We start from the raw sequence: 22,044 nt of genomic DNA, 5'->3' as shown, positions 1-22,044 counted from the left end.
CAATTCCAGTGAATGCTTCTGACGGAGGCGGCAACGGAGCGGCCGGCTTTCGGTCTCCGTCGCACGCGTTTCTACTGGGCGCTTTTCTGCCACGACCAGGCGTCGACAGGCGCGGGCGGCTCGCCGGCGCACCACCGTTCCCACATGGTGCGTAGCGCGCGTGAGAGTCCTTGCGCAATGATCTCCGGACGAAACACGGGTGACTGCGCGCAACGTTCCCGCATGCCCAGGCGCAACTCGGCGAGGGCTTCAAAGTTTGCGGCCCAGTACTGTCCTTTCTGCAAAAACTGTTCTTTGCCGTCTGCGACGAACTCTTTTAGTCCGCTGTGCGCCAGCAACTGCGCGCCTCCCCGGCTGGGGATCGTATGGCCTTCGATACTAAGTGTGGGTACGCCCATCCACAGTGCGTGCAGCGTAGTTGTGGCGCCTGTATAGGGAAACGTGTCGAGGCAGATATCGACGCGGTGGTGCTGCTGCATATAGGCAGCCGTATTGCAGCGCGGTAGGAACTCAAGCCGTGCACGCTCGATACCTTCGGCAGCGAACCAGTCGACAATCATTTCCTGGGCGTTGCCCGTCGGCAGGCCGCCAACCACCATGCGTGCGTTGGGAACTGAGTGCAGTAACTGAGCCCACAGAGCGATCACCTCGGGATGTAGCTTGTTAATCCGGTTAAAGCTGCCAAAGGTGATATAGCCGTTATGGAGCGCGGGTAGATAGTTGACCGGCGGACAGGCTGTGGGCGGCTGAAACGGTGCAACGGCCGGTAAATAGGCAATTTTTTCGACGAATTGTGCTTCTTGGTTCTCACCCGCCACAAGGAAAGGATCCGCCAGATAGTAGTCGACCGCGCTGAGTCCGGTCGTGCCCGGGTAACCGATCCAGCTAGCCTGAACCGGCGCGGGTTTGCGAGCGAACGTCAACAATCTGTTGCGGCCTGTGTGGCCGGAAAGATCAATCAATATGTCGACACGGTCCTGATGAATCTTCTCTGCGAGCTGTTCGTCAGATATGCCAGGGATCTGTTGCCAGGTTTTCACGAGACCGCGCAGCGTCTGCGTATAGGTGTCTTCCCGGAGGTGATTGCTGTAAACATGCAGAGACAGACTGTCGTCGCGAGAAAGATGCTCCAGAACGGGCTGTAGGTAAGTTGCGACCGCGTGCTGAAACAAGTCCCCTGAAACCAGGCCGATTTTCAACTGGCGGGTAGGCGTGCGATTGTTCGAGTGGCGCGGCCAGAGCGCCCGCACAGGCGCCTCGTGGCGCTCGGCGAACTCGACGTGTTCGGCAAGCAGTGTCTGGGTATCGATCTTGGGGTTGTGGGTCAGCGCGAACAGAAAGTTATCGTGCGCGATGGCGTCTTTCGGGTCCGCTTGCAGGGCCCGGCGAAAACACTGTTCGGCTTCTGCCATGAAGCCCTGCTCCAGCAGCAACACGCCGAGCGTGCTATGCGTGGTGCTCTGATTCGGAGCCAGTTCGACGGCCCGGCCTGCGCTGGCCAGGCCGTCCTGGGCTCGGCCTTGTGCGACTAGCACCATCCCGAGGATCCGATGTGCCTCGATATGGGCGGGATTGATGGCGACGATACCCCTGCACTCCTGCTCCGCCTCGGCGTTCTGTCCCTTCAGGCGCAACGTATCGGCCAGCACGGTGCGGCTTTCGAGGTCGTCCGGCGTGAGATCGGAGGCCTTGCGAAGGGGTTCGACGGCTTGATCGTATTGGCCGAGACGGTGCAGAGCGATACCAAGGCTGCGCCAGGAGAAGCCGTCTGCCGGGAAGCGTTGCGTGAGCGTACGCGCGAGCTTGATCGCATCGGCCACTCGGCCCTTGTTGTAGAGCGTCGTGAAGCGGCTCGAGTCCTGCTGGCTCACCCGGCGTCCTGCGGCAATGCCGGACTTGCTGCGATCGGTAGCTCCACCTGTCTTAACGGAGTTCGGATTGACGGATATCTCGCGTTGCTCTTGCGGCGTCTGCTGATCGGTAGATGCAGGGAACGTCTGGATGACGACGTCAGGGTTGGCCATTCGCGCGACCAGACCCTCGACAGCCGGCCCTTTCAGCCCCTGCTTCTGACCTATCTCGAGCGCGAGCCACGCTGCCGCCGTTTCGCCGGCGTCCACCAGCGCGCTGACGTAGGCAATCCAGTACTGACCATTTTGTGGAGCTGCTCCGAGTGCCAGTTCGAAGTGGGGCAGCGCATCCGCCGGCCGCGCGGTTTGCACGCATAGTACGCCGAGGTTGTAGCTGACGTCGGCGTGACCGGGCTTAGCCTCGAGGATGGCGCGATACAGTGCTTCCGCGTCGTCGAATTCACCCTTGTGGTGATGCTCCAGCGCCGTCTGCAATACCAGCGCGATATCCTGTTCGAGCTGTTGTTCGGGCGTCAGGGGTTCAGTAGTCGGCTGCTCGTACAGGAAAGTCATGGTTTCAGCGCGGAAATGGTCTATGACGGAAATTGTGCGACGAGGCAAAGCTTCCCGATGCGAGGAGTTGACGGTGAAAAAGCCGCCTGTTTGGCGTATGGGGTGGGACGCGGAGATTCGGAAGGCAAGAAAAAAGCCCGCACAAGGCGGGCTGAGGGAACGAGCGCGCCCTTACTTCAGCGCGTAGTTCTTATTGTTGGGTCAAGCGGGATATGCGGCCGCTTTTTGGCGGGGCAATTGCCGTCAGTCAGGCCCTGGGCCCCTTACAGTCGGGCCATTCGTTGATATTCGCCGGCGGCCCTGGTGCGCCCCATCGCCGCTTCGAATTCGGTGTGCAGTTCGTTCTGGGTGGTTTCCGCATCGGCGAGCAGCGCTGCGTCGATGGCCTGGATCCGGCGGATCATCTCCAGCGCGGCCGGCTCCTGATCCGCCGACAGCGACATCAGCAGCGGCGAGCGCGCTTCGGTCAGGCGGGCCGCTTCCGGCCAGTCAGCGAGTGAGGCGGCCTGTTCGATTTCCCGCGTGATCGACAGCAGGCGTTCGACCAACTCCGACTGGTTCATTTCGATCGGGTCCATGGCTTAGCTCTTGTTGGTCGCCAGTGCGCCGGCGCTATTGGTACCGCCGAACAGGGCGGTCAGGTACTGCGAATTGTTGTTCATCGTCGCCATCAACGTGTTCAGGGCGGTGAATTGCGCCTGATACTGGCTCGTCAATTGCGCGGTGTAGTCGGCGAGTGCCGATTGCTGCGTGGTGATGCTCTTCAGGTCGGCGTTCAGCGCGGTGTTGCGCGTATCGATGATGCCGCCGGTCTGCGTGAAGGTGGTGATGCTGGTGTTTAACTGCTCGCCAATGCCGTTGGTCGAGTTGAAGAGCGAGGCGACGGTTGCCGGGCTGCTCGTCAGCGCGGTGCTCAGCTTCGTGCTGTCGACCACCATCGTGCCGTCCGCCGGGTCGTCCTTCAGCGTGATGCCGATCGATGCCAGCGTGGTGCCGGTGCTGCCCGAGCCCACCGAGCCGCCCACGATCGTGGCCAGTGTGTTCTTGATGGTCTGCAGGGTCGAGTCGCCCAGCAGCGCGCCTTGCGACGTGGACGAGGAGTTGTATGACGTGAGCGTCGACATCGTCGTGACGACGGTGTTGTAGAGGCTGACGAAATTGTTGATCGCGGTGCTTTCCGCCGCGGTGTCCTGCGAAATGGTCAGCGTCTGCGTGGTGCCGGCAGACGCGGCGGCCAGATTCAGCGTGACGCCGGAAATGGCGCTCGTCACCGAGTTGCTTGCACTGCTGGCGGCGATTCCGCCGACCGTGAATTCCGCGTCCTGAGCAGCGCTGCTTTGCGTCCACGCGTTGCTCGAATTCGCCGACGTGAACGACGACTGGCCGCCCGTGGTGCTGGCGGTCGAGGTCACGCCGAGGCTCGACAGGCCGGTGTCGGAGGTGATGTTGCTGGTCGAGACGTTGATCACGTTGGCTGCGCCAGTATTCGACGCGCGCAGCACGAGGTGGGCGCCATCCGTACCCGTCACGATGGTCGCCGTGACGCCGGGATTGCCGGTGCCGCCATTGATCGCGGCGGCAATGCCGGAGAGCGTGTTGTTGGTGCTGTCGACACTGATGTTCATCGACTGGCCGCCGAGCGAAACCGTCAGCGTGCCGGTGCCCAGTTGTGTCGTGGCGCCGAAGGCTGCCGACGACAGGGCCTGCGAGCTGGCGACCTGCGTCACCGCCACCGAGTAGGTGCCGGCCACCGCGCCCGCACCTGCCGTCGCCGTCAGGCCGGTGCCGCTGGTGGTTGCCGCGAAAGTCGACAGCGTGGTGCCGTTGGCGAGATTCGCGACGCTCGCCTGCAGCGCGCTCAGCGCGGAGCTCAGGGCACCGTACGCGGACAACGTGGTGTTGTCCGTGGTTTGTTGTGCCGCCAGAGCCGCGGTTTGTCCTGCGGTCTTCGCGTTCACGAGTGCCGTAACGAGCGTCGACACGTCCAGCGACGAATTACCGGTCGAGCCGCTGATGATCGATTGAGCGGCCGACTGCAACGCCGAGTTGGCGGCGGCGGTCGACGCCGAGGTAGACGTGTTTGAGATCGAGGACATGCGGAAGCTCCAGGCGTCTAAAAATCAGTGTTGGGTGCTGCGCGATGCTACATCACTTCGTGATCGGAATGCACAGCGGGAGGCATGCCTCCCGTTGTTTGAAACCCGGAGATGCGCCGCACTCGCGCGTGGCGCATCTCCGTTACTGCGTCAGCTCTTATTGCAGGAGCTTCAGAACTTGCTGCGGGTTCGAGTTAGCTTGCGCCAACACCGAGATACCAGCTTGTTGCAGCACTTGCGCCTTGCTCAGGTTCGCCGTTTCTTGTGCGAAGTTGGCGTCCGTGATTTGCGATTGTGCCGACGACAGGTCGGTCGACTCAGCTTGCTGCGACGTTGCGATTGCGGTGAAGCGGTTTTGTGCGGCACCCAACGAAGCTTGCAGGTTGTTGACGGTCTGCAGTGCGTTGTCGATGGAGACCATTGCCTCGTTCGCGCCGGTGACCGTGCTGATGTCCAGACCCGAAACCGTCGGCGGGTTGTTGATCGCGTTGATCTGGGCGACGGAGGCCACTGCAGCCGTGGAAGCTGCGCCGGTCGTCGGAAGCGCCGCGGCATTCAGCGCCAGCGAAGTGATGGCGGTGCCGGTGCCGGTTCCCGTACCTGCGCTGAAGATTGCGGTTGCCACGCCCGACGTGATAGCCGTGTTGTTCTGGTCCGTGAACGTGTAACCGCCCTTGCCATCCGACAGCACGTTGATCGACGTGATCGTAGCGCCCGAGCTGGTGTACGCGCCCGATGCGTCGAGGCTGACGGCGATCGTGCCGACCGTTTGACCCGTTTGCACCAGGCCGCCGCCGATCTTCGCAGCCGACATCGACTGGCTCAGGTTCAGGCTGATCGTCTGGCCGACGTTTGCGCCGACCTGGAACGTCACGTTGCCGGCCGAGCCGTCCAGAATGTTCGTGCCGTTGTACGTCGTTTGCGACGCGATACGGTTCACTTCCGAGATCTGTGCTGCGACTTCCTGTTGCAGTGCTGCCTGGTCGCTCGCCGACAGCGAACCGGTCGATGCTTGCACGGCCAACTGACGGATACGTTGCAGGCTGGAGGTCAGCGACGACAGTGCGCTCGATGCGGTTTGAATCATCGACACGCCGTCATTCGCATTCGACACGCCCTGATTCAGGCCGTTGATCTGCGTTTGCATACGCGTCGAGATTGCCAGGCCTGCTGCATCGTCAGCTGCGCTGTTGATGCGCTTGCCCGACGACAGGCGGGTGATGGCTTGCGAAAGGGCGCTTTGCGAGCCATTAAGGTTTTGCTGTGCAACCAGCGAGTTGATGTTGCTATTGATTCCGAGCATGGAAAATCTCCTAAATAAGCCTTGAGCCCAATACGCCACGTTGGCATCGGCGGAAAGCACTCGTTCATTGCTGGCCGCCTCAGTGAAGGTTGACGGCGCATCTAAAAAAAACTTGAGGAACTTTGTGCAATAGCGACCCAATTGTTTATCGGGCCGGTTCGGCCGCCGCTTGTCTGTAAGCCGCTTGCAGCCTTGTTCGGGAGGTCCACTGCAGGTATTGAAAAGACGGCGTATTCTCTTTTTCTCTTGCGACAAACCCTTGGGGGAATCATGCAAAAGCGCCGGATTGGACGTTCCGAATTAGAGGTCGCGCCGCTTATGTTTGGCGGCAATGTATTTGGCTGGACCGCCGATGAAGCCACTTCGTTTTCGATCCTGGATGCATTTGTCGACGCGGGGCTCAACTTTATCGATACCGCGGATGTCTATTCCGCGTGGGCACCGGGCAACCAGGGCGGCGAATCGGAAACCATCATCGGCAAATGGTTCAGGCAGAGCGGCAAGCGCGACAGGATCGTGCTTGCCACCAAGGTTTCCAAGCATCCGCAACGCAAGGGTCTGTCGGCGGCGAACATTCAGGCGGCGGTCGAAGATTCGCTACGGCGCTTGCAGACCGACTACATCGATGTCTATTTTTCTCACGACGACGATACCGAAACGCCCCTTGTTGAAACGCTCGGCGCGTATCAGAAACTGATCGACGCGGGCAAGGTGCGGGTGATTGGCGCGTCGAACTACAGCGGTGCTCGCGTCGAGGAGGCGCTCGCCGTGTCCCGCCAGCACGGGCTGCCCGAGTATCAGTTGCTGCAGCCGGAGTACAACCTGTACGACCGCGCGGAATACGAGCGTGAGACCGAACCGGTTGCGCTCGCCAATCAACTCAGCGTGGTGGTGTACTGGAGCCTTGCAAGCGGCTTTCTGTCGGGGAAGTACCGTTCGCAGGCCGATCTGGTCAACAAGACGCGCGGCAGCCGGGTCGAAAAATATCTGAACGAGCGTGGCTTGCGGATTCTGGATGCCCTCGACCGGGTCGCCGAGCGGCACGGCAGCACGCCGGCCACCGTCGCATTGGCATGGCTGATCGCCCGCCCGAGCGTAACGGCCCCAATTGCCAGCGCGACCTCGGTCGACCAGCTCAAAAGCTTGGCCGCCGCCGTTCGCCTGATGCTGACCGGCACCGACATCCGTGAACTGGACGAGGCGAGCGCCTGATCGCGCGAGGGACCTGGCGCGATTGCTAAACCCCTGGTAGGATGGAGAGTTTCCTGATATCATCGGGAGTGAATTGAGATCTTTGCCTGTTTCGTCAATGTTTTTTATTGATGAAAGGTTGGCGAAACAGCAACAGGCGTGGCTTCGGCATTACGTCTGTCCGCGTTCCGCGGTGAACTCCCCACCTCTCTTTTCCGGCCTCCGTGGCCGTTATGCCTCTCGTTTCATTCGTGGTTTGGCCGGGTTCTGCCCGCGTTTGCCTGTTACTGGCCATGAATCGGAACGACCGGAGGGCCGGCGCGTGAGCGGTATCCGCCACGCAATTTACCCCTATCAAGTGATTGAGTTAGGAATTAAATGACGACGATTCTTCTGAAAGAAAACGAGCCGTTCGAAGTGGCGATTCGCCGCTTTCGTCGCGCAATCGAAAAGAATGGCCTGATCGCTGAACTGCGTGAGCGTCAATCGTACGAAAAGCCGACTACGGCACGTAAGCGCAAGAAGGCTGCTGCTGTGAAGCGCCTGCACAAGCGCCTGCGCAGCCAGATGCTGCCGAAAAAGCTGCACTAAGCACGCTTTTCCGCGCTGCATTACGCGCATTTCGCATGCTGAACGGCGGTGTGAGCTTCGAAAGAAGCCACATCGCCGTTTTGCTTTTTGGTGCCGGGTTGCGATGGGTGTCAGGCGGCTCGCACCAAGGTGCGACGCGTTTCTGGCTGATTTTCGGGCCGGAGCAGGTCAGTACGACGCGCTTATGCGTGCACAAGTCACACATGAGCAAGTACGCAGGCCCCTCGCAGCTACACTGAGGTTGCGTTACTGCGTTACTGCGTTACTGCGTTACTGCGTTACTGCGTTACTGCGTTACGCAGCACTCTTCAGGCGCTCGGCAGACAGTCCGAATTGCCGGGCAATCGAGCTCAGACGCTCGTGCCATTCCCATGTACCGAACACGTCGTGCACGTTTTGCAGGCAACTGAGCAGAGTGACCGTGGTTGGGTCGTACACATTGAGACGGGCGCGCAGGAGGGCCTTCTTAAGCGCAGATATGCCGGCATCCATATAAGCGGGCACCTCGATAGACGCTTTGCCGATGTAGCGCACTGGAACGCCTTCCATCGCAGTCATGTAGTCGCGCGGCTTGATGAAGTTGCCGACGGGGCAGCCGCCGCAGTAGCCGCGATAGGCGCCGCCGCCGCGTGGCAGCAAGGCAGCGCGCTTCTGACCAAGCAGATGGTCTACGGCCTGGTCGAAAATCTCCTGATGCGTCAGGAAGTTAAGGGTTTTCATGGTTGGTCTCCCATGCGTTACGCAGCGGCTATTCGTTGTTTGAGCGCATGAATGGCAGTATCGGGCGTGCGTCGATTAACGAAGTCCGGACTAGCACGGCGAAAAGCCTTCAATTCCCGGGTTTAGCCCGTTTGCGGTTCATGCCGGCCTGACAATGCCGACCGCCATCGCCAGTTTGACCGCCCGCTCTCATAGCCTCTCTAACGGCCTGGCGCACGAAAAGGGTAGACAGGGATTTACCGGATAGCGAGGGGGCGCGTGCGAAGAAAGTGGCTTCTCAGCCGCGCCGGACCACGCGCTGGCGACCGCTGCCGCTTCAGCCGGCCTTGCGATTGCGTCCCTTTTTGCCGAGCGCGGCGCATCGTGCGCGGCGCATGCAGTTCGCCTCGTGGTCGTTCACCATGCCGACTGCCTGCATGAACGCATAGCAGATCGTCGAGCCGACGAACTTGCAGCCGTAGCGCTTCAGCCCCTTGCTGAGCGCGTCAGAGATTTCGGTCGATGCAGGCGCCTGTTTATACGATGCCCAATCGTTCTGGATCGGCGTCTGATCGACAAACGACCATACGAAGTTGGCGAGCGAGCCGTGCTCGGCCTGGATCTGCTGCACGGCGCGTGCGTTGGTAATGGCCGACTCGATCTTGCCGCGATGGCGCACGATACTTTCGTCCAATACCAGCGCATCGACGTGTTTGGGCGTAAAGCGCGCTACCTTGTCGATGTCGAAGTCGGCAAATGCACGGCGATAGCCGGTTCGTTTGTTGAGAATCGTCGACCATGACAACCCTGCCTGCGCGCCTTCCAGCACAAGAAGTTCGAACAAATGCTGATCGTCGCGCGAGGGCACGCCCCATTCGGTGTCGTGGTAGTGTGCGAGCGCTTCGCTCGATACCCAGTTGCATCGCTGTGTCACTTTCGCGCTCCCGCGTTGTCATGTCGCCCGTCAGCATAGCGGAAGCAGGGCGCGCTGCAAGCTGGCCATTCGGCCGATTGCCGGATTGAAACCGACCTGCCACGCTATGCGTTATTCACCACCTGAACTTACTCGATTCGATGAATAAAGACCTCTTTCTGATCGGCATTGACGGCGGCGGCAGCGGTACGCGCGTCGTACTCGGCGACGCGCACGGCCGAGAACTGGCGCAGGCGGCGAGCGGGCCGTCGGGGCTGGGCCTCGGCGTGGAGCGCGCGTGGCAGGCCATTGAGGCCGGCTGTGCCGACGCATTCGCACGCGCCGGCGTGTCGCTGGACTGGGCACGTTGCGTACTCGGCTGTGGGCTGGCAGGGGTTAATAATCGCGACTGGCTGGCCGCGTTTCACGCGCAGGCGCCAGCGGTAGCCGGGCTCGCTGTGGAAAGTGACGTGTACACCACCTTGCTCGGTGCGCACGGCGGCGGGCACGGCGTGGTTGTCGCGCTTGGTACCGGCAGTGTGGCGGCCGTGCTCGACAGCAATGGCGAGTACCGAAGCGCCGGCGGTTTCGGTTACCCGTCGGGTGACGAAGCGAGCGGCGCCTGGCTCGGGCTGCGGGGCATCGTGCACGCGCAGCAAGCGCTCGACGGACGTGCGCCCAATGACGATCTGGCGCAGGCGCTGCTCGCCCATACCGGCGCGCATGACCGCGACAGCCTTGTGGTCTGGCTGTGCGAAGCCAATCAGACGGCTTATGCACGGCTCGCACCGATCGTCATCGCGCATCGCGCGCATCCATTCGCCGCGCGTTTGCTCGGTGAGGCCGGTATGGACGTGGGCAAGATGATTGCCGCACTCGATCCTTCGGCGACCTTGCCGGTCGCGCTGTGCGGCGGTCTTGGCGCACCCCTGCGCGAGTACGTGCCGCAGATTTATCAGGCTCGTTTGCGTGAGCCGTTGGCGGATTCCGCACACGGCGGTTTGCAGTTGGCGCAGCGCGAAGCGGTTCGCATCGCCGGTTGAGAATTGCCGCACGCGCCCGGTGCGATCTCACCGGGGCGGCGCACAACGGTAAAATGTGGTCTTTGACGCTGCCCGGCTGCTCACACCATGTACAAAGTCATTGCCACGGATCTCGACGGCACGCTGCTCAACGCCGACCACCAGGTGGACCCGTTCACGATCGCCACCGTGCGCAAACTGGAAAGCGACGGGCTGCACTTCGTGATCGCAACGGGGCGCCACTACTGCGACGTTGCGGGCATTCGCGACCTGCTGGGCATCAACCCGTATCTGATTACGTCGAACGGTGCGCGCATTCACGCGCCGGACAACACGGTGATCCATGCTGACGACCTGCCTCCGGCCATCGTGCAGCGGCTGGTGCAGCCGGACATTGTCGGCGCGCATGGCCGCGTGATCGTCAATCTGTTCGCCGACCAGGCGTGGTTGATCGACCGGGATGCACCAGACCTGTTGAAATTCCACCAGGACTCCGGCTTTACCTACGAGATCACCGATCTGCCGAAGCACGACGGCGTCGACATCGCCAAGGTCCTTTACATCGGTGAGCCCGCCGATCTCGCGCACATCGCGACCAACCTCGCGCGCGAATTCGGCGACGCGCTGTACGTCACCTATTCGCTGCCGGACTGCCTGGAGGTGATGACGTCGAATGTATCGAAGGGGCGTGCTTTGCAGATCGTGCTCGAGCGTCTTGGTGTCGATGCCGCGCAATGCGTGGCGTTCGGCGACAACATGAACGACATCGACCTGCTGGAGACCGCCGGCCATCCGTTCATGATGAACAACGCCAATCCCGATCTCATCACGCGTCTGCCGAATGTGCCGCGCATCGGCAATAACTTCGAAGCGGGCGTCGCGCACCATCTGCGCAAACTTTTTCCGCTCGACGACGAACTGATGTCCTGAAAACGGACCGGTCCGCATCCTTTTTCGCGGATGCGGGCCGGTTGTTCGCCTCCCTTGGCGACCCTACGAGTCAACGCTACGATCAGCCGTGCCACCCGCCACGGCGATCGCCGCGGTCGTCGTGACCCCAGTGGCGGTCGTTGCGATTCCAGTCTCGGTTGTACCCGTGGTCGCCGCGATAGTAGTCACCGCGGTCGTAGCGATGGTCCCAGCCGCCATTGCCGTAGTACACCGGCTGCGGCGCGACATAGACCGGTGCCGGCTGGGCATAAACCGGCGCGCCGAGCGACAGGCCGATATTCAGATCCGTATGCGCTTGCGCGACGCCACATGCGCCTGCCGCGAGTCCGACAGCAACCAGCAAATGAGTGACGATGCGTTTCATGTTGTTCTCCTGTGAGGCGACGTATGTGTGTCGCACAGGACCAATCTACGCATTCCGGACGTTTTCTACTGCGACGAGATGTTACGGACTGCAAGCATCGTCGCTGGGTTTGAAAGGCTGTGGAAGGAATATTCGAACGCGACACGCGGGATGCACGAGTCACTCGAAGCCCCGTTACATAAGGCTCCTCGGCCTCTTGGCGCGAGCCTGCGCGCAGTGGTCGCCGCTCGCAACAGAAATTGGCCAGCCGCGCCCGTAATCACGGCTTACATCTGTATTACCCGATTAATCAGCAGAGCCCGCGGAAGCACCCGCAGAAGGGGCGTTCGGCAGCGCCGCGCATGGGCAATCCGTCGCCCGGCCGTTCAGTCCCTGGCGGTCAAGCTTGAAACTGGCGCGGGCCGTACCGTTTTGCCAGTCGAGCCGAACAATATAGATGCTGTCGAAGTCGTCGCTTTTCCAGTTGGGAACATCGGCGGCATTGCCGCCATGCGTGCTCATCATCTGACGTAATAACTTCACGATTAACTTGTGTTCCCACGCAACGACAATCAGCTTGTTGCGATTGGCCGGATTGACCAGCGCCGTGCCGAGCTGGTCGATCTGAGCGAAACCGTACGGCGTTTGTACCGGCATCTGGAACTGGATGGCGGTCGGCTCGATGGTCGCAAGGGGCCGGATATAGTAATAGGGGTGACCGCTGTCGTCCTTTTGCTGGCCAGGATCGGGAGCGTAGATTGCATCCGGTTTGCCGAACTTGGCGGCAATCACGGCCGGCAAGGCCAGCGCTCGGTTGAGCCCCTGGCAATTGAGTTGGCCGTAACCTTTGGCGGGTTTTTCACCGTGGCGCACGAAGATGAGTGTTTCGGTGTTGCCGTCCGCGGCATGGGCGGCGGGTAACGCCAATACGCCAGCACACAGGCCGCCGATGGAGAGTGCGACGCCATGCAGGAATCCGCGGAAACGGGTCATCAGTAACACCTGTGCGAGCTTGGGAAGTCGCACGATTCTAGCAGCGGGCCATTGGCAGGCCACTGGCCGCCTGCGCCGTGCGTGCAAAACAGAACGGGCGCCGTAGCGCCCGCTTTGACTGTCTGGAACTGCCTGAAGGCCTGAAGCTGCCTGGTTACGCGTACTCGCTGATCAGTCGAGCGCCATTTCCGGCGAATTGCCGCGGCGGCTTTCGGCGATGAGCGGGTACAGCACGCCGGCGATCACTGCGCCGATAATCGGTGCGACCCAGAACATCCACAGTTGATCCACCGCTGCGCCGCCGACGAACAGTGCCGGGCCGGTTGAGCGCGCGGGGTTGACCGACGTGTTGGTGACCGGAATCGAGATCAGGTGAATCAGCGTCAGGCACAGGCCGATGGCGATCGGCGCGAAACCGGCCGGCGCGCGTTTGTCGGTCGCGCCGAGAATGACGAACAGGAAGAAGCCGGTCATCACCACTTCGCAAATGAACGCGGCCGCGAGCGAGTAATGGCCTGGTGAGCGCTCACCATAGCCGTTGCTGGCGAACCCGCTGGCGACGAGGTCGAACCCCGGCTTACCCGATGCGATCAACGACAGCACCAGCGCACCGAGCACCGCGCCGATCACTTGCGCGACGATGTACGGCAGCAGGTCGCGAGCCGGAAAGCGGCCGGCGACGGTCAGGCCGACGCTCACGGCCGGATTCAGGTGGCAGCCGGAGATGTGGCCGATCGCATATGCCATGGTCAGGACGGTGAGGCCGAATGCGAGCGAGACGCCCACGAAGCCGATCCCCAGACCGTGGACCGGGCCGGCGAAGTTGGCGGCGAGGACGGCGCTGCCGCAGCCCCCGAGCACAAGCCAGAAAGTGCCGAACAGCTCGGCAGCAAGGCGCTTTGACAATTGCATGATTGGTAATCCTAAAATGTTTGACGCTTGGAGTGGCGTGAACGCTAAGCGCAAGTGCATGCCATTGAACGCGCAATTCTAGGGAAAGACGGCCGGATTAGGTGTCAAGAATTGTCAACGCGGAGTGCCTTTACCTATTATTACCCGATAAAGATCTCGTTTTACAATTCATCGACGCTTAATAATTATCAGAGGATATCTTCCTAAATCGGTATTATTGTCCATTGCGAATTTTTATAATTACAGCTAGTCTGCGAACGAATGAGTTCTAAAAAATGGGGAGAACCGAAATGTCTCAATATGCAGACCTCAAGGCGCAGATCGCCAAATTGCAGGCACAGGCAGATGAAGCGCGTCGCACTGAAGTCGACAATGTCGTCGCCGACATCCGCCAAAAGATCGCTGAATACGGTCTAACCGCGCAGGACCTCGGCTTTGCAGTTGCCGCCAGGCGCGGACGCCCACCGAAGAAGGCGCCGCTGCCGGCCAAGTATCAGGATCCAAAATCGGGCAATACCTGGAGCGGGCGTGGCAAACCGCCAAAGTGGATTGTCGGTAAGAATCGCGAACGCTTTCTGATTGGCGCGGCTTGAATGTCCCGTTAGTCCTGGCGAAAGCCAACTGAAGGTTGGTCGTTGCCTGGTTGTTTATTCGCGTGGGGCTAATCGAGGTTGGAAGCGCATCCACGCCTGTATTAAAAAAGCCGCCTCTGAGAGGCGGCTTTTTCGGAGTGGAAGCGGGTTAACTCTAGCTAAGCGCTCGCGCAAACGATTCACAAGGCAAATTTGCTCGCGATTGGCATGCGAATCGGAAAGCGGCGTAAGCGCCAGAGGCACGGCTTAAGCGGCTGAGCACATAAAAATATCAGCCGCTTAAGCGCGTCGCTCAGCCCACCGCAACCTGGCGCAACACCGGGCGGCGCGTTGCTTCGATCAGCGCCGAATAGCCGTCAACGTAATTCTGAGCCATCGTTTTCGAGCTGAAGCGGCGTTCGAACTGCGCGCGAATCTCCGTGCGCGACAGTTCGTCCAGGCGTTGCAACGCGGCCACCGCACCTTGAACGTCTTCGACAATGTAGCCGGTCACGCCATGGTCGATCACTTCCGGCACCGAGCCGCGGTTGAACGCGATCACCGGCGTGCCGCACGCCATCGATTCGATCATCACCAGGCCGAACGGCTCCGACCAGTCGATCGGGAACAGCAGCGCCTTGGCGCCTGACAGGAACTCGGGCTTCTGCGCCTCGTTGATCTCGCCGACGAACTCCACGTGCGCCATGGAGAGCAGCGGCTCGATTTCCTTCTTGAAGTATTCCTGGTCGACCTTGTCCACCTTGGCGGCGATCTTCAGCGGCAAACCGCTTTGTGCAGCGATCTTGATAGCTGTATCGACGCGCTTCTCAGGACAGATACGGCCGAGGAACGCCAGGTATTCCGGTTTCTTGTGCGTTTGCGGAGTGAGCAGTTGCTCCGGCAGGCCGTGGTAAATCGTGTTCAGCCAGTTGGCCTGCGGCAGCGGCGCCCGCTGCGAATCCGAAATCGATACCACCGGCACATTCGAAAATGCGTCGAACACCGGTTGCAGCTCCGGCAAATCCAGGCGGCCATGAAGCGTCGTCACGAACGGCGTGTCCATGGTGATGAAGAGCGGGAACGGCATGTAGTCGAGGTGGAAGTGCAGCACGTCGAACTCATGCGCGACCTTGCGCACCTTTTCCATCATCAGGACATGCGGAGCCAACGCATCGCGGATCGTCGGGTCGAGGCGCAGCGCACGCGGCCAGCAGGCGTCGAGATTGGCGGACGTGACCGAGTCGCCGCTCGCAAACAGCGTGACGTCGTGGCCGAGGTCGACCAACGCTTCGGTCAGATACGACACGACGCGTTCGGTGCCACCATAGAGTTTCGGCGGGACAGCTTCGTACAGCGGCGCAATTTGTGCGATTCGCATGCGTTTCTCCTGTTCAAAACGGCTTCGCACAACGGCGCTCGGGTCGAGCGAGGAGCGAATGCCTGACGGACGGTTGGGCGCGGTAAGCCGCCGCCCGGGGGTATTCCGAACCTGCATCGGGTAATCCCTTAGCTTCATTATCGGGATCGGCCGCGCTAATTCGAGTTATTTTTCAAACGCTTAATGTTGTTACAGCGCGAAACATGATGCGTAACAGGTCGGCAGGAGCGTTGTCCCGATAGTTGGCAAACCCGATTGGATCGACAATCAAACGCGGAGGAGGTAGGAGCAAGGAGCGGTCCCGGGACTGGCGCGCAGCCCCTACACTACGTACATTGCGCTGAAGTGAAAACGTCTTATAATTGCTTCTCACCGATGCAAGGTGCGAACCGCGAGCCACTCAAGACTCACCATCGGTTCTTACTCCGGCGAAATATTTATCCGAAGCGCATCATGAATCCTAGGCTGCACGCCGCTTCGCCTGCCCCAGTCTTCTCTCTGATCCATCCTGTGTAGGAAAAATTCCTACACGAATGACGGATTAATCCGTCAGACAGGCAGGGTGTCTGTCCGATTTTCGTCTGCTCCCCCTTTAGACACAATGCTTGCAAGACCAGAAACGAGCCGATTCGTGCGGTTTAAGTGCGCGCGTTCGAGCAAACGTTTCCGTAACGGCCTGACCAGCCAGATAGACCCCGGGGGAATCATGAGCGCGACAAGCGAAATGCTCAATGAGATAAGAGAAGTCAACCTGTCTTATCTCCTGCTCGCGCAGCGTCTGCTGCGCGAAGATAAGCCGATGGGCATGTTTCGCATGGGGATTTCGGACCAGTTAGCCGACGTGCTCGCCAACCTGTCTTTGGCGCAGACCGTCAAGCTGGCGGCGTCCAACCAGGTGTTGTGCCGCTTCCGTTTCGATGATCATGCCGTGCTGTCCGCCCTAGCGGACAAAGGCAAGTCCAGCGCCGTGGCTCAGGCGCATTCCGCGATCCTGATGGCAAGCCAGCCAGTCGAGCAACTTAGCTGATGGCAGCTTGCAGTTCAAATAAAGCGATCAGGACGGGGGAAATGCAAGCGGATGGCATATAAAAGTGTCGTGCAGGAAGTCAGGGAAATTACCCTCGCCATCGAGTTGATCGAACTCGGTGCGCGTCTGCAATTGCTGGAAGCTGAAACCAGCCTGTCGCGCGACCGGCTGATCAAGCTGTACAAGGAACTGAAAGGGGTGTCGCCGCCCAAGGGCATGTTGCCGTTTTCGACCGACTGGTTCATGACCTGGCAGCCGAACTTTCACTCATCGCTGTTCTATAACATTTACCGTTTCATGGCCGACCATGGCGGCTGTCTGACGATCCAGTCGATTGTGAAGAGCTACCGGCTCTATCTGGAACATGTCCAGTTGCATGACGACGAGCCCGTGCTCAGTCTCACGCGCGCCTGGACACTGGTGCGTTTCTTCGACTCCGGAATGCTGCAAATGACCGGTTGCTGCCGGTGCGGCGGACATTTTGTCGCGCACGCGCACGATCCGCAGCACGCCTTCGTCTGCGGGCTGTGCCAGCCGCCTTCGCGCGCCGGTAAGACAAAGAAATTTGCCGACGCCCGGGCCCGCGAGAGCCTCGCTGCGCTCGAGATTTGAGCCGCGGGGCGGCACCGGCCTGTCACCCGCAGCCCGGTGTGCACATCCACACCCCCATTCGGCGGGCCTTCCAGCCCGACCGGCCGATGCGGGGCCTTACTGGGCCTCGTCGGGCCGGTTTAGCCCGCCTCTGGTTTACACCGGAGTGACGCGCCGCTTTTCCGCCAAAGTTTTCTGCCCCGTTGCCGTAAACCAGATTAACGACGGTCACCGTCGCTTCTTTGTGAGGGCTCGGCAGTGCTGATTTTCGTGGGAACACTCGTGACGCTTTTGTCCGTTTTCGGCGGTTACGCGCTGGAAGGCGGCCATCTTGGCGCGCTGCTGCAGCCCGTCGAAGTGCTGATGATTGTCGGCGCCGGCGTCGGCGCGTTCATTCTCGGTAACGGAATGAAGACGATCAAGGCGACACTGCGCGTCATTCCGACCCTGTTCAAGGGCGCGAAATACGACAAGGAAGTCTACATGGAGCTGATGGCGCTCCTTTATGTCCTGCTGGCCAAGGCGCGCAAGGAAGGCACGCTGACGCTGGAAGCCGACATCGACGATCCGTCGAAGAGTCCGATCTTCACGCAGTATCCGAAGATCCTGGCCGACAAGCACATCATCGAATTCCTGACCGATTACCTGCGGCTGATGGTCGGCGGCAACATGAACGCGTTCGAGATCGAAAGCCTGATGGACGAGGAGATCGAAACGCATCACCAGGAAGGCGAAGCCCCGGCGCACGCGCTGACCAAGGTCGGCGACGCCATGCCGGCGTTCGGGATCGTGGCCGCGGTGATGGGCGTGGTGCACACCATGGCCTCGGCCGACAAGCCGCCGGCGGTGCTCGGCGAGATGATCGCCCAGGCGCTGGTCGGCACTTTCCTCGGGATTCTGCTTTCGTACGGCCTGATCAGCCCGCTCGCGAGCGTCGCCGAACAGCGCGTGACCGAGTCGACCAAGATGTTCCAGTGCATCAAGGTGACGATTCTCGCCAGCCTGAATGGCTACGCACCGGCGATTGCCGTCGAATTCGGCCGCAAGGTGCTCTTCTCGACTGAACGTCCGTCGTTCGCCGAACTGGAAGAGCACGTGCGCCGCGTCAAAGCCAAGTAACGGGCGCCGGGAACCGATTCGATGAGCAAGGATAAAGACCGCGCCATTGTCGTCAAGCGCTCCGCGCCGAAGAAGAGCGGTCATCACGGCGGCGCGTGGAAGCTTGCGTACGCGGACTTCATGACCGCGATGATGGCGTTCTTCCTGCTGATGTGGTTGCTGAGTTCGGCTTCCACCGTGCAGTTGAAGGGCATCGCCGATTACTTCAACCAGCCGTTGAAGATCACGCTGTGGGGCGGCGATCGGAGCGCCGAGGACTCGAGCATTCTGAAGGGCGGCGGCCGCGACATTTCGACCGACGCGCAAGGCATCACGCGCGCGACGGACGGCACCAGCAACCGCAACGAGCACAGCGTCTCGCATAACAACGAGGACTCGGTCAAACAGACGCAGGGCGAACTGGAGCGCCGCGAGCAGGTCCGCCTGCACGATCTGCAGGTCAAGCTGATGGCAGCGATCGAAGCGAATCCGGTGCTGCGCCAGTTCAAGCAGCAGATCCGCATCGACTCGACGCTGACCGGTTTGCGCATCGAAATCGTCGACTCGCAGAAGCGGCCGATGTTCGCGACGGCAAGAGATGTGGTTGAACCGTACATGCGCGACATCCTGCGCGAAATCGGCCACACGCTGAACGACGTGCCGAACCGCATCATCGTGCAAGGACATACCGACGCCGCGCAGTACGCGGGCGGCGAGAAGGGCTACAGCAACTGGGAACTGTCCGCGGACCGCGCCAACGCATCGCGCCGTGAGCTGATCGCCGGCGGCATGGACGAAGCGAAGGTGATGCGCGTGCTCGGCCTCGCGTCGACGCAGAACCTGAACAAGGCGGACCCGATGGACCCGGAAAATCGCCGCATCAGCATCATCGTGCTGAACAAGAGGTCGGAGGAGGCGCTTGACCATGACGACTCCACCACGACCACCTTGTCGGACGACGCAGCCGGCTCCAGGTCGCTGGTGCAAAGACTTGCGCAACCGGCGACGGTTGCACCGAAGGTGCCGGCGGCAGTGCCGGCAGCCCAGTAACAGACAGCGATCGGCTGACCGGTCCACGCGCCGAAGTGGCGTGGACGGCCAGCCGCTCCATAGCGTAAGTGCAGCGAGGTTTTCATGATCAGGAACATCCTGGCAATCGACGATTCGGCATCGATGCGGCAGATCCTCGCCGCAACGCTGACGACGGCCGGCTACGAAGTGACGCTCGCGGCGGACGGCAATGAAGGGCTCGAAAACGCGCTCGCCATGTCGTTCGACCTCGTGCTGACGGACCAGCACATGCCAGGCAAGACCGGTCTCGATCTGATCGCGGCGCTGCGCGGCAACCCGGCTTATCAGGCGACGCCGATCCTGGTCCTCACGACGGAATCGAGCGAGCCTTTCAAGGCGGCGGCGCGGGCCGCCGGGGCGACCGGCTGGATCGAAAAGCCGCTCGACCCGGACATGCTGACCGAACTGGTGGCGGCGTTAGCCGAACCGGACCCTGCATGAGCGCCCGATAAGCGCCACCTTTACACAAGTTATAGAAGCTTTCGACGCGGCGGCACAGTAGCCCAAGCCTAGACAGGAACTCTCGCGGTGAACCAGGCATGACACTCGACATCACTCAGTTCTATCAGACGTTCTTCGACGAAGCGGACGAACTGCTCGCGCAGATGGAGCAGTTGCTGCTCAATCTGGATATCGCCAACCCGGACCCCGAAGATCTCGCGGCGATTTTCCGCGCGGCGCATTCGATCAAGGGTGGCGCGGCGACGTTCGGCTTTACCGCGCTGACGGAAACGACCCACATTCTCGAATCGCTGCTCGACCGTGCGCGCAATAACGAACTCGTGCTGCGCAAGGACATGATCGACACGTTCCTCGAAACCAAGGACGTGTTGTCGGGTCAGCTCGCCGACTACCGCGCGAGCGCCGAGCCGGATGCGGCCACCGCGAAAGCGATCTGCGCGAAGCTCGAACAGTTGCACCACGAAAGCCGCTTCGGCGCCGAACCGGCACCCGCCGCACCGGTGGCGGCCGCAGCACCAGTAGAAGCGCAACCAACCGCAGTACAGGGCAGCACCCCGCCCGAGCATGTCGTCGAACAGGCGGTGCAGGCGGCGGGTGAATGGAATGACGGCGAGCCGGCACAGACCGGCCAAGCCGGAGGCGCCGGCGAAGAAGCCGGCCCCCATCTGAAAATTACGCTACGGGGCGTAGGTGAGAAGGACCAGGAACTGCTGGCCGAAGAGCTCGGCAACCTGGGCAACATCGTCGGACAGGTCAAGAGCGGCGGCGATCTGACGCTGTGGCTCCAGACCGATGTGACTTCAGACGACATCATCGCCGTGTGCTGTTTCGTGATCGACGAAAGTCAGATCACGATCGGCCGCGGCACCGCACCGGCGGACGAGACGCAGCAAGGCGAACCTGGAACGCCAGACGCTGCGGATTCGGCCTCGGCGCAGGCAGCACAAGCAGCACAAACGGCAGAGGCGGAACAGGCGGAGCAGGCAGCGTCGTCGGCACAGGTGGCCCACACCGCTGCCCCCGCTCAAGCTGCCGCTACGCACGGGATGTTCGACGCCTCGGCGTCGCAGGCGAATCCGTCGGCGCCGGCTGCACCCGCAACGGCGAGCAGCGCACCGGCGGCAAACGTGGCAGCAAGCCCGGCGGCGAACAACGCACCGGCCGATCAGGACCGCAAGGCGGCGCGTCCGGCCGCGGCGGCAGGCGGCGCGGAAGGCAGCTCGATTCGCGTCGGCGTGGAGAAGGTCGATCAGCTGATCAACCTGGTCGGCGAACTGGTGATTACGCAGGCGATGCTGGCCGAGACCACCAGCACGTTCGATCCGGCTTTGCATGACCGGCTCTTCAACGGCATGGCGCAGCTCGAACGCAACGCGCGCGATCTGCAGGAAGCGGTGATGTCGATCCGCATGATGCCGATGGACTACGTGTTCAGCCGCTTCCCGCGTCTGGTGCGCGATCTGGCCGCGAAACTCGGCAAGGAAGTGGAACTCGTCACCTTCGGTCAGGCGACCGAGCTCGACAAGAGTCTCATCGAACGGATCATCGATCCGTTGACCCACCTCGTGCGCAACAGTCTCGACCACGGCATCGAAACCGTGGCGGCGCGGCGCGCGGCGGGCAAGGATGCAACCGGCCAGCTGGTGCTGTCGGCCGCGCATCACGGCGGCAACATCGTGATCGAAGTGAGCGACGACGGCGCCGGTTTGCGCCGCGACAAGATTCTCGCGAAGGCCGCGAAGCAGGGCATGCAGGTCAGCGAAACCATGTCCGACGAAGAAGTCTGGAACCTGATTTTCCTGCCGGGCTTCTCGACGGCGGAGCAGGTCACCGACGTCTCGGGACGCGGCGTCGGCATGGACGTGGTGAAGCGGAACATCCAGTCGATGGGTGGTCACGTGGAAATCACTTCGCATGCGGGCAAGGGCAGCACCACGCGAATCGTTCTGCCGCTTACGCTGGCGATTCTCGACGGCATGTCGGTCAAGGTCGGCAACGAGATTTTCATTCTGCCGCTGAACTTCGTGATGGAGTCGCTGCAACCGCGTGCCGAAGACATCTACACGGTGGCCAATGGCGAACGCGTGGTGCGCGTGCGCGGAGAGTATTTGCCGCTCGTCGCGCTGCACGAAGTATTCAACGTCGAAGACGCCAAGCGGGAACCGACGCAGGGCATCGTCACCATCATGCAAACCGAAGGGCGCCGCTTTGCGATGCTGATCGACGAACTGGTGGGACAGCAGCAGGTGGTCGTGAAGAATCTGGAAACGAATTACCGCAAGGTGCACGGTATTTCCGCCGCAACCATTCTCGGCGACGGCAGTGTCGCGCTGATCGTGGACGTGGCGGCGCTGAATCGCGAAACGCGCCATGCACATGGCGCGATGAGTCTCGCATGACATTCGCAA

21 protein-coding genes are annotated in these 22,044 nt (G+C 61.3%); 11 read left to right on the top strand and 10 right to left on the bottom strand.

Annotation, left to right across the window (positions count from 1 at the left end; genetic code table 11):
• Window positions 1-71 precede the first annotated feature (71 nt).
• From ACOSV0_RS19745 to ACOSV0_RS19730, 4 genes are all read right to left on the bottom strand, one after another.
• Entirely contained in the window at window positions 72-2,423 is a 2,352-nt protein-coding gene (locus ACOSV0_RS19745) for a tetratricopeptide repeat protein (protein WP_434107797.1), read from the bottom strand.
• A 263-nt stretch (window positions 2,424-2,686) separates the two neighbouring features.
• Window positions 2,687-3,001: a flagellar protein FliT gene (fliT, locus tag ACOSV0_RS19740; RefSeq protein WP_434107795.1), complete on the bottom strand. Its 315-nt coding sequence runs from the start codon at window positions 2,999-3,001 to the stop codon at window positions 2,687-2,689.
• Window positions 3,002-3,004: 3 nt separating this feature from the next.
• The gene (gene fliD, locus ACOSV0_RS19735; protein ID WP_434107794.1) at window positions 3,005-4,519 is read right to left on the bottom strand and encodes a flagellar filament capping protein FliD; all 1,515 of its coding nucleotides are present in this window, start codon (window positions 4,517-4,519) and stop codon (window positions 3,005-3,007) included.
• 157 nt (window positions 4,520-4,676) lie between these two features.
• On the bottom strand, window positions 4,677-5,822 hold the full coding sequence (locus ACOSV0_RS19730) for a flagellin (protein WP_434107793.1): 1,146 nt from the start codon (window positions 5,820-5,822) through the stop codon (window positions 4,677-4,679).
• 270 nt (window positions 5,823-6,092) lie between these two features.
• On the opposite strand from ACOSV0_RS19730, the gene ACOSV0_RS19725 reads away from it, so the two are divergent.
• Together ACOSV0_RS19725 and rpsU are read left to right on the top strand one after the other, a co-directional pair.
• On the top strand, window positions 6,093-7,034 hold the full coding sequence (locus tag ACOSV0_RS19725; protein ID WP_434107792.1) for an aldo/keto reductase: 942 nt from the start codon (window positions 6,093-6,095) through the stop codon (window positions 7,032-7,034).
• 357 nt (window positions 7,035-7,391) lie between these two features.
• Window positions 7,392-7,604 carry a 30S ribosomal protein S21 gene (gene rpsU, locus ACOSV0_RS19720; RefSeq protein ID WP_006050883.1) on the top strand — a complete coding sequence of 71 codons (213 nt, stop codon included), beginning with the start codon at window positions 7,392-7,394 and terminating at the stop codon, window positions 7,602-7,604.
• 294 nt (window positions 7,605-7,898) lie between these two features.
• Here rpsU and ACOSV0_RS19715 read toward each other — a convergent pair whose 3' ends face one another.
• Together ACOSV0_RS19715 and ACOSV0_RS19710 are read right to left on the bottom strand one after the other, a co-directional pair.
• Window positions 7,899-8,324: a hypothetical protein gene (locus tag ACOSV0_RS19715; RefSeq protein WP_434107791.1), complete on the bottom strand. Its 426-nt coding sequence runs from the start codon at window positions 8,322-8,324 to the stop codon at window positions 7,899-7,901.
• Between the two features lie 316 nt (window positions 8,325-8,640).
• Window positions 8,641-9,237, bottom strand: coding sequence for a DNA-3-methyladenine glycosylase I (locus ACOSV0_RS19710; protein ID WP_434107790.1), 597 nt, complete (start codon window positions 9,235-9,237; stop codon window positions 8,641-8,643).
• 140 nt (window positions 9,238-9,377) lie between these two features.
• Between ACOSV0_RS19710 and ACOSV0_RS19705 the strand changes: the two genes are divergently transcribed.
• Both ACOSV0_RS19705 and ACOSV0_RS19700 read left to right on the top strand, forming a co-directional pair.
• Complete coding sequence (locus tag ACOSV0_RS19705; protein WP_434107789.1) at window positions 9,378-10,259, top strand: BadF/BadG/BcrA/BcrD ATPase family protein; 882 nt, start codon at window positions 9,378-9,380, stop codon at window positions 10,257-10,259.
• A gap of 87 nt (window positions 10,260-10,346) precedes the next feature.
• The gene (locus tag ACOSV0_RS19700; RefSeq protein ID WP_434107788.1) at window positions 10,347-11,168 is read left to right on the top strand and encodes a Cof-type HAD-IIB family hydrolase; all 822 of its coding nucleotides are present in this window, start codon (window positions 10,347-10,349) and stop codon (window positions 11,166-11,168) included.
• A gap of 82 nt (window positions 11,169-11,250) precedes the next feature.
• On the opposite strand, the gene ACOSV0_RS19695 is transcribed toward ACOSV0_RS19700, so the two are convergent.
• From ACOSV0_RS19695 to aqpZ, 3 genes are all read right to left on the bottom strand, one after another.
• A complete protein-coding gene (locus tag ACOSV0_RS19695) occupies window positions 11,251-11,553 on the bottom strand; it encodes a PXPV repeat protein (protein WP_434107787.1) in 303 nt (100 codons plus the stop codon).
• 285 nt (window positions 11,554-11,838) lie between these two features.
• Window positions 11,839-12,525: a histidine phosphatase family protein gene (locus tag ACOSV0_RS19690; protein WP_434107785.1), complete on the bottom strand. Its 687-nt coding sequence runs from the start codon at window positions 12,523-12,525 to the stop codon at window positions 11,839-11,841.
• Window positions 12,526-12,696: 171 nt separating this feature from the next.
• Window positions 12,697-13,437: an aquaporin Z gene (gene aqpZ / locus ACOSV0_RS19685; RefSeq protein WP_434107784.1), complete on the bottom strand. Its 741-nt coding sequence runs from the start codon at window positions 13,435-13,437 to the stop codon at window positions 12,697-12,699.
• Between the two features lie 290 nt (window positions 13,438-13,727).
• Here aqpZ and ACOSV0_RS19680 point away from each other — a divergent pair, with 290 nt between their 5' ends.
• Window positions 13,728-14,030: an H-NS family nucleoid-associated regulatory protein gene (locus ACOSV0_RS19680; RefSeq protein ID WP_172165159.1), complete on the top strand. Its 303-nt coding sequence runs from the start codon at window positions 13,728-13,730 to the stop codon at window positions 14,028-14,030.
• Window positions 14,031-14,322: 292 nt separating this feature from the next.
• Here the strand turns inward: ACOSV0_RS19680 and ACOSV0_RS19675 are convergent, their stop codons facing one another.
• Window positions 14,323-15,387 (bottom strand): glycosyltransferase family 4 protein, encoded by a 1,065-nt coding sequence (locus tag ACOSV0_RS19675; RefSeq protein ID WP_434107782.1) that lies wholly within the window; start codon window positions 15,385-15,387, stop codon window positions 14,323-14,325.
• Window positions 15,388-16,093: 706 nt separating this feature from the next.
• Between ACOSV0_RS19675 and flhD the strand changes: the two genes are divergently transcribed.
• The 6 genes from flhD (at window position 16,094) to cheA (ending at window position 22,035) form a co-directional block, all read left to right on the top strand.
• A complete protein-coding gene (gene flhD, locus ACOSV0_RS19670) occupies window positions 16,094-16,414 on the top strand; it encodes a flagellar transcriptional regulator FlhD (RefSeq protein WP_093640793.1) in 321 nt (106 codons plus the stop codon).
• Between the two features lie 51 nt (window positions 16,415-16,465).
• Complete coding sequence (gene flhC / locus ACOSV0_RS19665; protein ID WP_434107781.1) at window positions 16,466-17,026, top strand: flagellar transcriptional regulator FlhC; 561 nt, start codon at window positions 16,466-16,468, stop codon at window positions 17,024-17,026.
• Between the two features lie 237 nt (window positions 17,027-17,263).
• On the top strand, window positions 17,264-18,124 hold the full coding sequence (motA, locus tag ACOSV0_RS19660) for a flagellar motor stator protein MotA (protein ID WP_434107779.1): 861 nt from the start codon (window positions 17,264-17,266) through the stop codon (window positions 18,122-18,124).
• Between the two features lie 21 nt (window positions 18,125-18,145).
• Window positions 18,146-19,153, top strand: a complete 1,008-nt coding sequence (gene motB / locus ACOSV0_RS19655) for a flagellar motor protein MotB (RefSeq protein WP_434107778.1) — start codon at window positions 18,146-18,148, stop codon at window positions 19,151-19,153.
• A gap of 84 nt (window positions 19,154-19,237) precedes the next feature.
• The gene (locus ACOSV0_RS19650) at window positions 19,238-19,615 is read left to right on the top strand and encodes a response regulator (RefSeq protein WP_434107776.1); all 378 of its coding nucleotides are present in this window, start codon (window positions 19,238-19,240) and stop codon (window positions 19,613-19,615) included.
• A gap of 98 nt (window positions 19,616-19,713) precedes the next feature.
• Window positions 19,714-22,035 (top strand): chemotaxis protein CheA, encoded by a 2,322-nt coding sequence (gene cheA / locus ACOSV0_RS19645; protein ID WP_434107774.1) that lies wholly within the window; start codon window positions 19,714-19,716, stop codon window positions 22,033-22,035.
• Window positions 22,036-22,044: the final 9 nt, after the last annotated feature.

The sequence above is a fragment of the Paraburkholderia caffeinilytica genome, from assembly GCF_051027425.1.
Classification (GTDB): Bacteria; Pseudomonadota; Gammaproteobacteria; order Burkholderiales; family Burkholderiaceae; genus Paraburkholderia; species Paraburkholderia caffeinilytica_A.
The sequence above is the reverse complement of the archived record's forward strand: the minus strand, read 5'-3'. Positions and strand labels throughout refer to the sequence as shown.